At 32.4% G+C, this 10,629-nt stretch carries 13 protein-coding genes and 1 pseudogene; 6 read left to right on the forward strand and 8 right to left on the reverse strand.

Features of this window, described 5'->3' with window-relative positions; translation table 11 throughout:
• Positions 1 to 408: 408 nt before the first annotated feature.
• Positions 409 to 777: a hypothetical protein gene (locus ACFQZ1_RS08835; protein WP_377881764.1), complete on the forward strand. Its 369-nt coding sequence runs from the start codon at positions 409 to 411 to the stop codon at positions 775 to 777.
• Positions 778 to 915: 138 nt separating this feature from the next.
• Here ACFQZ1_RS08835 and ACFQZ1_RS08840 read toward each other — a convergent pair whose 3' ends face one another.
• Positions 916 to 1,203, reverse strand: a complete 288-nt coding sequence (locus ACFQZ1_RS08840) for a DUF5316 family protein (RefSeq protein ID WP_377881765.1) — start codon at positions 1,201 to 1,203, stop codon at positions 916 to 918.
• Between the two features lie 190 nt (positions 1,204 to 1,393).
• Here ACFQZ1_RS08840 and ACFQZ1_RS08845 point away from each other — a divergent pair, with 190 nt between their 5' ends.
• Together ACFQZ1_RS08845 and ACFQZ1_RS08850 are read left to right on the forward strand one after the other, a co-directional pair.
• Entirely contained in the window at positions 1,394 to 1,579 is a 186-nt protein-coding gene (locus ACFQZ1_RS08845; protein WP_377881766.1) for a hypothetical protein, read from the forward strand.
• 74 nt (positions 1,580 to 1,653) lie between these two features.
• Positions 1,654 to 1,998: a hypothetical protein gene (locus ACFQZ1_RS08850; protein ID WP_377881767.1), complete on the forward strand. Its 345-nt coding sequence runs from the start codon at positions 1,654 to 1,656 to the stop codon at positions 1,996 to 1,998.
• A 256-nt stretch (positions 1,999 to 2,254) separates the two neighbouring features.
• On the opposite strand, the gene ACFQZ1_RS08855 is transcribed toward ACFQZ1_RS08850, so the two are convergent.
• Positions 2,255 to 2,719 carry a hypothetical protein gene (locus tag ACFQZ1_RS08855; RefSeq protein ID WP_377881768.1) on the reverse strand — a complete coding sequence of 155 codons (465 nt, stop codon included), beginning with the start codon at positions 2,717 to 2,719 and terminating at the stop codon, positions 2,255 to 2,257.
• Between the two features lie 329 nt (positions 2,720 to 3,048).
• Positions 3,049 to 3,591, reverse strand: a complete 543-nt coding sequence (locus tag ACFQZ1_RS08860; protein ID WP_377881769.1) for a hypothetical protein — start codon at positions 3,589 to 3,591, stop codon at positions 3,049 to 3,051.
• 415 nt (positions 3,592 to 4,006) lie between these two features.
• On the opposite strand from ACFQZ1_RS08860, the gene ACFQZ1_RS08865 reads away from it, so the two are divergent.
• Positions 4,007 to 4,297 carry a hypothetical protein gene (locus ACFQZ1_RS08865; protein WP_377881770.1) on the forward strand — a complete coding sequence of 97 codons (291 nt, stop codon included), beginning with the start codon at positions 4,007 to 4,009 and terminating at the stop codon, positions 4,295 to 4,297.
• Positions 4,298 to 4,316: 19 nt separating this feature from the next.
• The gene (yidC, locus tag ACFQZ1_RS08870) at positions 4,317 to 5,081 is read left to right on the forward strand and encodes a membrane protein insertase YidC (protein ID WP_377881771.1); all 765 of its coding nucleotides are present in this window, start codon (positions 4,317 to 4,319) and stop codon (positions 5,079 to 5,081) included.
• Between the two features lie 86 nt (positions 5,082 to 5,167).
• Here the strand turns inward: yidC and ACFQZ1_RS08875 are convergent, their stop codons facing one another.
• From ACFQZ1_RS08875 to ACFQZ1_RS08895, 5 genes and pseudogenes are all read right to left on the reverse strand, one after another.
• Positions 5,168 to 5,464 carry a hypothetical protein gene (locus ACFQZ1_RS08875; protein ID WP_377881772.1) on the reverse strand — a complete coding sequence of 99 codons (297 nt, stop codon included), beginning with the start codon at positions 5,462 to 5,464 and terminating at the stop codon, positions 5,168 to 5,170.
• Positions 5,465 to 6,418: 954 nt separating this feature from the next.
• Positions 6,419 to 7,381 carry a threonine ammonia-lyase gene (locus tag ACFQZ1_RS08880; RefSeq protein ID WP_377881773.1) on the reverse strand — a complete coding sequence of 321 codons (963 nt, stop codon included), beginning with the start codon at positions 7,379 to 7,381 and terminating at the stop codon, positions 6,419 to 6,421.
• A gap of 292 nt (positions 7,382 to 7,673) precedes the next feature.
• Positions 7,674 to 8,081: a GNAT family N-acetyltransferase gene (locus ACFQZ1_RS08885; RefSeq protein WP_377881774.1), complete on the reverse strand. Its 408-nt coding sequence runs from the start codon at positions 8,079 to 8,081 to the stop codon at positions 7,674 to 7,676.
• A gap of 73 nt (positions 8,082 to 8,154) precedes the next feature.
• Positions 8,155 to 8,652: a GNAT family N-acetyltransferase gene (locus ACFQZ1_RS08890; protein WP_377881775.1), complete on the reverse strand. Its 498-nt coding sequence runs from the start codon at positions 8,650 to 8,652 to the stop codon at positions 8,155 to 8,157.
• A gap of 565 nt (positions 8,653 to 9,217) precedes the next feature.
• Positions 9,218 to 9,385, reverse strand: a pseudogene (locus ACFQZ1_RS08895) (IS4 family transposase); the annotation flags it as partial.
• Positions 9,386 to 9,628: 243 nt separating this feature from the next.
• Between ACFQZ1_RS08895 and ACFQZ1_RS08900 the strand changes: the two are divergent.
• On the forward strand, positions 9,629 to 10,096 hold the full coding sequence (locus ACFQZ1_RS08900; RefSeq protein WP_377881777.1) for an NUDIX hydrolase: 468 nt from the start codon (positions 9,629 to 9,631) through the stop codon (positions 10,094 to 10,096).
• The last annotated feature ends 533 nt before the right edge of the window (positions 10,097 to 10,629 follow it).

Here is a 10,629-nt window from a genome sequence, read left to right on the forward strand (position 1 = left end):
GCACACTATTGGATTCCAAAGATCAATTAGTATTAAATTGAAAAATTTCTAATTTGGTTTTATCGTTTGGGGGAAGAATGTATTTCTTAAGTTGATGGGTATGTATGGTGACCCCTAATAAGAAAAAAATATCGAGAAAAGATTTGCAGGCATAAGATTATATGTATGATAACATTTTTAATATAAAAATAAATAAACCTTAGTATTTATATATTAATTGACTTCTTATAACAAAAATTATGTGAACACAAAAGTCCCCCAGATTGTTTAACTGGGGGACTTTTAATAGTCTTCTAAATACATTGAATCCCGATAATGTTACGTTATGTTAATTAGAAATGAATAGGATATACAATAGGATTAGAAGTTTATTTAACAGCATATGGTTAAAATAAAAGAGGTGTCCTAATGATCATCATAACAAATAAGAGATATCTTACTGGTTCCATTTTAGGAATAATTGGTTCAATAATGGGATTCTATATTTGGCAAGACTATATCCCCGTACTTGGAGAAGACAAGCCTGAATGGATAAGGATATTAAGGTTAGAGTATGTAATCTTTTTATTTATCCCAAGTTGTATTGCTTTAATATCTTCACTATATAACAAATCACATTTAATGCTTTTGGCATTACTTATTAGTTTGCCTACAATAAAATATCTTGGTGTTAAACCTCTTATTTTCCCAGATACCTTTCCGTTAGTTTACTATCCATCACTTTGTTATTTTGTATCTGCTTTCTTTATGATAAAAATTAATAAAAAATCCTCTTAAAAATAACTTCCTCTAACGATAATTATGTGAACACGAAAGTCCTCCAGTTAACAATCTGGAGGACTTTTAATAGTCTTCTAAATACATTGAATCCCGATAATAGTACGTTATGTCAACCTTACATGAATATGATATACATTAAATAACAATGTAAACTAGTGCTGCTATAAGATTTGGAATAGCCATTATAAAAAAACCTTTTGATTGATCAATACGGCTAATTTTACGCGTTTCCTTTTTCGAAGAAAAGGTTCCTTTATTACCTAAAATTAAACTATCAATGAAGTAAGCTAAAGCTAACCCAATGCTAACTAATCCCATAGTTCCACATACATAATAAATGTGACTCCAATTCTGACTAAAATAAGCTTCTACAGATACGATAAGTAATAGAAGTATTCCTGAAATAAGTCCTCTCTTTATCATTATGATCCCTCTTTCAAAAAAATTTAATATCCATATTATACCATATTGTTAAGCGTATATTTTTTAAACAAATTCCAATAATGTTACGTTATGTTAATCGAATATGTATACCATATACATCCCAAAATACACAATACATCCCTTTTTTTAGGTGGTATAATAAGGAAAATTAACGCGGGAGAGATTTGTTTTGAAATACCAGTTTGAATGGGGATTTGTTTTTGGATTACTTGCTATGTTTATAGCCATGAGTATGAATCAAGGACATACAGATTGGAAGTTTGCAATTGATTTTGTAGCAGGTCTTATTTTTTTCGTGATAGCAAAGCGAATGCTATACATGATAGTACAACGATACAAACAATTACGTCAGTAGTATATGAGAACAAATCAGGCCTCTCTCTAAACAAGAGGGGTTTGCTCTGAATTTAAGGAGGAATTGAGATAAACATGGAAGAATCATTCAAACAACTTGCACATTTGCCAATGGAAGCAGAAGTGCATGGTTATTTGATTTATGGGTCAAGTCTTGTAATTTTTGTTTCTTTAGCCATCCTCATCTATGGAATGCTTAAATATAAAAACAAGACTGTAATTTGGTTTATTCTTCACCTAGCCGCATTCTCTGTTAGCCTGTTTATTCTGCTTAGACTTTTGCTTGGACCTAACTTCTCAGACTACAATATGGAGTCGGAAAATAACTCTATTCAGTTAGCACTTGCGGGAATTTCTTGGATAATTAGTATGTTTTTCTTACTAAGGGGAGTTTTCAAATTACTTGTTCGGCAAAAATAATCAACTTCCGAGAACGGGACTTACGTTAATTAAACAAACAAAGAGGTCTTAATATAACAGGTTCGGTTTTGAAGTGCAAAACAGTAGTTCACAACCGAATTCGTATATCAATTAGCACAAAAAAAGGCAGTTGATTTCGAATCGAGTGCCTTTTTTTGTTTCGGTATAGAATCGTATTGTTCATTAACTTTTGTCAATAACTTTAATAAACAAAAGTGTCACTATTAAAGATTACACTTAATACTTATACTCTTATTTAAGGACGTACCTTATGGTAAGAATTAATTAGTTTTATTTCTTTTTCAGATTTACCCGATTCAGGGCAAAGTGAAAATAAATTTGCATTAATTGCATAAATAAATGTATCTGCTGCCTTTATTTCCTTTTTATTGTCAATAATTACTTTTTCATAGGGCAAAAAGACTCTTACAATATATGTGTGTGTTCTATCGACTGAACCTGGTTTAATTTCCTTTATCCAGATGCGGATTTTATCTGGATTTGGACCTTCCCACCCTACTGATTTTTTTGCATTATATTTTTTGTGGTAATATTCTGACACATCATGTGTCATCCATACGTGTAGTGACTGATATATAAACATCTTTGGTGCGTATTCTTTTACCTCTACTTCTTTTCCTGTCTCAATAAAATTAGAAGCATATGCATTTCCAACAATAAAGAAAAACACTATAACTAACATTAACGTTATTTTCTTCATAGGATTCACCTCATACTTTTTATATGGTTAGGGTTGCCTATATGGTATTTTTATTGCATTGCATATTTAACAATTTTTAGTATTCTTAAAAAATTGACCACTCAATTAGTACACTTTTTAACACCCATTTTTGCATTCCTTTTGGAGCTTGTTTGCTGTCCAGCAGATGCTTGCTAATTGGTATATTAATTGCTTTGTTATTTTGCTTGATAAAACGGAGGAAACCCTTATATAACAATACAATTGGCAGTGCCAATTGTATTGTTTTTTTAGATTTTGTACTCCAAAAGAGAACCCGTTAGTCTTAATAGACCTCTTTGTTTTATTCATCACTCAATAGTATTTGCAATTTGGACTAAGACTTTTGATGAAGCTTTATCTAATCCTCTACTATCAATAATCAGCATATATTGCCAACCATTCCTTTCAAATGTAAGAGTATCAAGGTTTGAACTTTCCCTTATACGAAATAATATTGCTTTCGATTTATCCTTCAGTGTATATACACCCTTAGTCAGTTCTTGTTTAATTGGAATTTTATACTTTAAAGGGCGGACTCTTATCATATAATGTTTCGCACCCGTATGCTCATTTATATACTCAATTTCAAAACTGTCATTTACATTATATTCACTGTTATTACAACGTCCAAATTGATGAGTAAATTCTACTGCTGGTAGCCTTGTCGGCAATGGAATATCTCGTTGAAATAATTTTTCGCATTCAGTTATTGCTTCTCCGATAGATTTATAACCAATCTTATACCAAAACTTTTCAAAAGACTGCTGTTCTTGAGCCTCAGCAGGAGTATTAATAACACTGATAATCAAAGCGAAAAGTATTGATATCAATATTTTATGTCTTTTACTCATTAATGGGTTCTCCTTAAAAATACTTGCAATATATTGTATTGTTTATCATGCCCTTTAATCTCAATGTCATTTTTCACTTCCGATAACAAAAATTATGTGAACACTAAAGTCCTCCAGTTAAACAATCTGGAGGACTTTTAATAGTCTTCTAAATACATTGAATCCCGATAATAGTACGTTATGTTAACTTAAAATGAATAGTGTATACAATCATTTGAAACTGATTATGTTAAGAAATCTGTTGAACTGAATAGGTTTCTTTTATTTATTTAGAATGTTTCTTATGCCCTTCTTATCTCAACTCTTACTTTTTTAGGGAATCATAGACACAATGACCCGTAAACGTACGGATTTCGCAGAAAACACCCCAATTTATAGGAATCTATGTTATAATATCATACAAGGATGTGAATATGTGGAATTAATTATACCCGATACTTTATTATATATATCATTTGCTATTGTTACTGTATTCTTTTTACATAGTGTGCTTATCCCTGCTACATCCTATACTGTGCATAAACATGTTTGTTTACAGCAAGAAGATATATACATTGTACAAAATGTTAATCTTTTACGTAACAAAGACCTAACACCATGCGTGTATTATAACCATAAATTTGCACATTCTGTTCACCGACAAGAATCTATAGGAGAGCAGGACGAAGAAGGTCCGTATCTTTCAGTGTTTTTTCGTTCGTACTAAAAACACTGGAGGAGTATACATGTTTAAACAAAAACTATTTATTTTTTTGAGTCTATTTTCTATTTTTTTACTTGTAGGATGTAGTACGACAACACCTATTCAGGCATCTAACACAAACTATTGGGATCATCACTTTATTTATCCTATGTCATTACTCATAATATATATAGCCAATACTTGGGTATATCACAGTTTCGGTTTTGCTATTATGATTGTGACAGTTGGGGTACGTATGATGTTAACCCCTTTAAATATCATACAATACAAAAATCAGTTGAATATGAAACGTATTCAACCTGAACTTCAGAAGATAAAAGAAAAATATTCAACCAAAAATACAACGGATCAGCAGCAATACCAACTTGAAATGATGGAATTATTACAAAAGAACAAAGCAAATCCGATTATAGGATGTCTTCCGATATTAGTGCAACTCCCAATCTTTTCAGTTGTATACTATGCAATTAGACAAACAGAAGAAATTAGTACAGCTTCATTTTTATGGCTAAATTTAGGACATTCGGATCCCTATTTTATTCTTCCGATTATAGCAGCACTTACTACCTATCTACAGTCAAAAATTATGTCAGCTGATATGCCAAAGGAACATCAATCTCAAGTAAAATTGACTCAAGCCATGTCCCCAATCATGATCCTATGTTTTTGTCTTTTCTCTCCAGCTGGGCTTGTACTGTATTGGATTACAGGAAATGTGTTTATGATTGTTCAAACAGTTATATTGAAGAAAATTTTCGGTAAAGTACCAGTTGTTATTTCGGAATAAATTTACAAAAAGATCATTCCACCATGGAATGATCTTTTTGCTCAGCGTGTTTTTTTCCAAAATGCTAGCGAGACCCCATAATGAACTTAATTTTGGGGGGATTTTTCAAAATAGAAACCTGTCCCATTTGCTTGTGGAACAAATCCTTCTTGAACTGACCCATTTTCCACCATATTTTGTTCTTCTGCTGTTATAACAGTGATAACATCTTTCTCTTCTGCTATTGCATTTTCTCTTTGATCTTGTTCTTCTCTAGTAACATGTTTGTATTGATCTCCATTAGTCTGTGCAAATACTTTTGTACCTTGAAAATCTTTTACAAATCCGATTGATAATACTAAAGCACTTGAAAAAACAATAGATAATACTAATTTTCTTTTCATAAATAAACCTCCTAATATTTTTAATCTTTTCCATAAACTTACTGTAAATCTAAATAAAATAATACAATATATTATCAAAAAATACTGTTATAAATGGAGATTTTTAATTTCTCCTTGTTTTTGGATGTGAGGTAAAGGCTGGGGTGAAGCGAAGCGAGGGGCTAGCCCCTTTTCGTGTTATAAAAATATAGAGTAAGAGCTTATTTTTGAACAGTAAATCTAGGCGGTTCGGCAGGTACAATTGCTAGTCCAAGTCGTGCTACCTAAATTCTCGTTTTTGGTATGTTCGGCTTGGCGACATATCCATACCTGCCGAATTTCGGAATGCAAGGAGAAAGGAGGAAGATTTTTTGAGTGTAGTTCTCAAAAAATACTCTCCGTTCCTTGTATGGAGAAAAGCCCTTATATAGAGAGTGAGAAGAGAGAGACTTTAAAAAGTGCGAAAAAGGTTAATATATCAAGGGTTTTAGAGATTTTCGTGTGTGGTTAAATCCCCACAGTTGTGTGGTTAAATTACCACGAACAAAAGTACGAACAAAAACAAAAAAATCATAGTTGTCAAGTTAAACAACTACGATTAGTAAGTTAAAATGGTTCTGTTGCAAAATTTTCTACATGAAGCAACTGTAGCCTTGAAATAAAGTTTGATTAAATTAACTTAATAAACCTTGATAAAAGAGCAAATAGAAAAGCGTGTTTTGAAAAAAGATTGATCAAAACACGCTTTTTCTATACTCAATTGAATCATCCTTTTATAAAAAAGTTTGATAATTTTTGTGATCCTTGCTCAATTAAAGCGCCAGTTTGTTGAAAAAGCCTAATGCTATATATCAAATATCTGGAGATAAATGAATCATATCGCGGTAGTGTATCCCGTTCTCGATTATTAGTTCAAATGATAAAATTTTAGACACATCAGCATTCGTTAGAATTCAAGTTGTACAATCTATCTTTTTATTCATGTGCATTCATCACTTTCATAAATAAGGAAGAATCCACATTACCACCTGTAATGATACAGAGGACGTTTTTATCAGCAATATCTGGAACTTGATTCTGTAATAACGCTGCAATCGTTACAGCACTTGAGCCTTCAATCATATAACGATGATTTGTCGCCATCCACTTCATCGCATGTGCAATGTTTTCTTCACTAACTAATATACTGCCATCTACTCTTGAAAAAGCGAGCTGTAAAGGGGCTTCATGAATGCCACCATAAATCCCATCAGCGATTGAAGTTTGATAAGTCACATCAACCATTTTTCCAGCCATGAATGATTCATGCCATGCTGGAGAGGCCTCGCTTTGTACTCCGATTACTTGCACGTCAGGATTAATCGCTCTTGCAGCAGTAGCAATCCCATTCAGAAGCCCACCACCACCGACTGGCACTAAAATGACATCAAAATCTGGTTTTTCAAGCATAGCCTCTAAACCAATCGTACCTTGACCAGCCATTGTAACAGCATCATCAAATGCATGAATAAACGTTCTGCCCGTATCCTTTGCTAATTGCTCCGCATATTCTTCTGCCTCATCATAGGTAGCACCATACTGTACAATTTCTCCACCAAATTTTTGAATGCCACTTATTTTAGCTTGTGCTGTATTTTCTGGAACGACTACAAGTGCAGAAATATCAAATAAAGAAGCTGCATAGGAAACTGCTTGTGCATGGTTACCAGAGGAGGCTGTGATGACTCCTTTACTTTTGTCTTGATTTATTAATGTTGAAATTTTACTGAGTGCACCTCTTGCTTTAAAAGAACCCGTCTTTTGGAGATTTTCTAATTTAAAATAAACATTTGAAGATAGTTGATCATACAAGCTATCCGAAAAAACTAAAGGCGTTTCGACAATATGATTTTTAATACGATTTTTAGCCTGAATAATATCAGAAATAAATAATTCCATTAATTAAAACCTCGTTTCTTTTTCTAAGTATGTACCTATTATTTCAATCACTATTATTTTACTTATAAAAAATTTAAAATGCATAGTTATGAGGTCTTATGTCTACACGCATTAGGACATCAGAAAAAGTTTTTGAAAAAACAGCTATTGGTTTATAAGAGAGTTTGATCATTTTCTACTTGTATTGTTTAACAATCTGGCCCAATTCATAAGAAGGACGCTGTTCTTATTACAGAAACGCACCCTCTAGTTCAAAGAACATTATACGATGATTGTTTTTGTAAGTGCATATTTATAAAAATAATGACATACCAGGAGCTTCCGATTCTCTTTCTAAGAATCCGAGTTTCTTATAAAAATTTTGTTTTCCTTTTGCAGAAAATAATTGAACCCACTTAATCCCTTCTTCGTTACATTTTTCAAGTAAGGTTTTCATTACTTTTGTTCCAATTCCTTGATTTTGGTATTCAGGATGAACCATGACATCACAAATAAGTGTTTGATAAATCCCATCAGATATAATTCGCCCAAATCCTATTAAATTCTTATTATGATAAATAGACACACAATACCAACTGTTACAAATTGCACTATAGAGTTGCTCATAGGTATATAACCCTTTAGCATTCCATCCAGTTGTTTGATGTAATCTGATAAAGTCATCCTTTCTAGGATTTGTTTCACTAAGTTCAATCTCCATAATATTCTCCCCTCATCGCAACTTTCCTTGTTTAAACAACGCCGCCCTTTTACTCAAGAAAGTATGTAAGATATTAATTGGTTAAATCATAACCTTTATAAACATCTGCCCAATCAAGAGGTCTAGCCATTCTGTTTTCAATTTGCTCTAAAGCTTTAAAACCATATTGTGCATATAGAGAATGGGCGTCTTTTGTAGCTAGTAAAAAACTTGTTCCTTTTAATTTCGGGTGTTCGGTAATTACACTCATCAACCATTTACTAAGTCCACGACCTCTATACTCTGGAATAACAAAAACATCTCCTAGCCAAGAAAATCTAACTAGGTCAGACACCACACGAGCAAAACCAACCTGCTTAGCATAACCATTAGTAGGATTCCCTTCAAAGATTCCATAGCAAATAGTCGAGTTTTCAATTGATGATATTACTAATTCCTTCGCAATACCCTTAACCCAATATGATTCCTTATTAAGAAACTCAAAAATTACATCCGTTTCTAGATAACTTTTATTAGTACTTATAGTAAACCCATCACTATTTGTCCAAAGTGTTTGTTCATTCTCCAGCATTAAATTTCCCCCAATATCCATGTGTAAAATGTACAGGTATGTATATTTATACCACTTTTGGTTTATTTATTCAATTATTATTTACACTATTCAACTAAATGGCCCGATTGTTGAACAAAGAAATACCCTACAAAATAGATATTTTTATCAAACTTTTTTACAAATTATCAATCTTTATTATAAATGATCAGACTTTTTTATAAATTATCGAACTTTATTTTAAATCCACAAAAGAATCGTCTTTTTTTATGGAAAAATATCCCTTAACGTACAATTTTCTTTTTTTGGTCGTGTGACCCCTCTTAGAGGTGAATAATGGGTGTTTTTGCCCAAATCCCCGAAATGGGGGAATTAGCTCAATTCACTAAAACTTTATACATCATGTCAAAAAGGACACTTTATGACACTGCTGAAAAACTATAATTTTTCGTTTCAAAAATACAACTTAATGATATTTGAAACATTTCAATGAAATTGTATACATTTTGAAATGCATAATTTTTAATAGTAACCCAAAATCTTTATTTATAAGGATTTTTCACAATATGTTTTTCTTATTTCCCCTTTTCGAGGGGATGGGCAAAAACACCCTAGCTAAGTCTGAGCTGGAAAACTTATGTTTTCGCTTTATAAATCCGATTTCTCTTGCAAGTTCTTCTAAAAATACAGGTGTAACATATCTTTGTAATTCTTCTGCAAATGGTAGTAGTTCATCTTGAATCGAGAGATTCATAAGAAAACGTCATCCTTTCTAATTTAGCTTGTTTAGAAAGGATAACGTTTTTTTGTATTTGAGAGTATTAGAGCGCTTGAATTGATGGCATGTAAGTTGACCCCTATTAACTTATACGAAGAATCAGGACTTATGTTAAAATTAAATGAAAATTGCGAATGGTCGAACTGAAATATAGCACAGGATTGTTGAAGAATGTTTTATCCTAATTTATATATAGTTAAGACGGAGAGGAAGGTTTCAATGGATTACATACAACATTTGAGGTCGATGGTTGGTAACGAAAAAGTAATTATGGTTGTTGCGGGTGCAATTATTGTTGATAAAGAAAATCGAGTGCTAATGCAAAAACGCTCTGATAATGGTCAATGGGGATTTCCAGGTGGGTTTATGGAATTAGGTGAAAGTGTTCAGGATACGGCCAGGAGAGAAGTTTATGAAGAAACAGGACTTATATTAAACGAACTTGAGTTATTTGGTATTTATTCTGGTCCTCAATATGACAAAACATTTTCTAATGGAGATCAAGTATCATTGGTTCAAATCTCATTTGTTTGTAAGCGGTACAGTGGAGAGTTAGTAGAAAGCAACGAGGAGTCCATACAGAATACATTTTTTCCAATTGAAGAGCTACCAGAAAATATTTTTAGAGAACATAAAATGTTTGTCAATGATCTATTATCGAAAAAACAACTGCCGATTCTTGGTTAATAATTCTATTCTTCAATGTAGTGTAGTGCTTAAAGAAAATGGTAATCAGCTGCCTAATTGTTACGGGATACAAAAGGATTTTATCTGCATGGGGTGAAACTGGTACATAAGATTAGGTATAAGGGTGCCCCCATCGCTATCGAGCTAAGAAAATACACCTCCTCCAGAACGAGATTTTGTCCTAACTTGTAATAAAAAAGCTCATTTTTTCGTTTTGGGGTGGATTTGTTTTCTTAAGTTGATGGGCATGGGGTACCGTCAGGAAAATGCGGATCACTAATGCCGTAGCTGTTGTGCATGACCATTACGTTTTCTAAAATTTCTCATTTCCTCCTTTTCTTAGGATAACTAATCTGATATAATGTACTTAATCGAAATTTATTTTGATTCTCCAAGGCGTTCTGTTACATCTTAATTAGTTGATTTTTTGGGTTCTGGTGCAAAGATGATTTCAAAAAAACATAGGACATGAATTTCCTATTAACTTACGGATTATGCTGCAATGCCAAACAGTTTATCAATGAATTCTTTTC

Source organism: Bacillus sp. CGMCC 1.60114, assembly GCF_042676365.1.
Taxonomy (GTDB): Bacteria; Bacillota; Bacilli; order Bacillales; family Bacillaceae_G; genus Bacillus_A; species Bacillus_A rhizoplanae_A.

Bases quoted from the DNA above. Each gene is read 5' to 3' on its own strand.
- yidC (WP_377881771.1), top strand. From the start codon at position 4,317: ATGTTTAAACAAAAACTATTTATTTTTTTGAGTCTATTTTCTATTTTT.
- ACFQZ1_RS08890 (WP_377881775.1), bottom strand. From the start codon at position 8,652: ATGCTGGAGAATGAACAAACACTTTGGACAAATAGTGATGGGTTTACT.
- ACFQZ1_RS08855 (WP_377881768.1), bottom strand. From the start codon at position 2,719: ATGAAGAAAATAACGTTAATGTTAGTTATAGTGTTTTTCTTTATTGTT.
- ACFQZ1_RS08875 (WP_377881772.1), bottom strand. From the start codon at position 5,464: ATGAAAAGAAAATTAGTATTATCTATTGTTTTTTCAAGTGCTTTAGTA.
- ACFQZ1_RS08840 (WP_377881765.1), bottom strand. From the start codon at position 1,203: ATGATAAAGAGAGGACTTATTTCAGGAATACTTCTATTACTTATCGTA.
- ACFQZ1_RS08880 (WP_377881773.1), bottom strand. From the start codon at position 7,381: ATGGAATTATTTATTTCTGATATTATTCAGGCTAAAAATCGTATTAAA.
- ACFQZ1_RS08850 (WP_377881767.1), top strand. From the start codon at position 1,654: ATGGAAGAATCATTCAAACAACTTGCACATTTGCCAATGGAAGCAGAA.
- ACFQZ1_RS08885 (WP_377881774.1), bottom strand. From the start codon at position 8,081: ATGGAGATTGAACTTAGTGAAACAAATCCTAGAAAGGATGACTTTATC.
- ACFQZ1_RS08900 (WP_377881777.1), top strand. From the start codon at position 9,629: ATGGATTACATACAACATTTGAGGTCGATGGTTGGTAACGAAAAAGTA.
- ACFQZ1_RS08835 (WP_377881764.1), top strand. From the start codon at position 409: ATGATCATCATAACAAATAAGAGATATCTTACTGGTTCCATTTTAGGA.
- ACFQZ1_RS08860 (WP_377881769.1), bottom strand. From the start codon at position 3,591: ATGAGTAAAAGACATAAAATATTGATATCAATACTTTTCGCTTTGATT.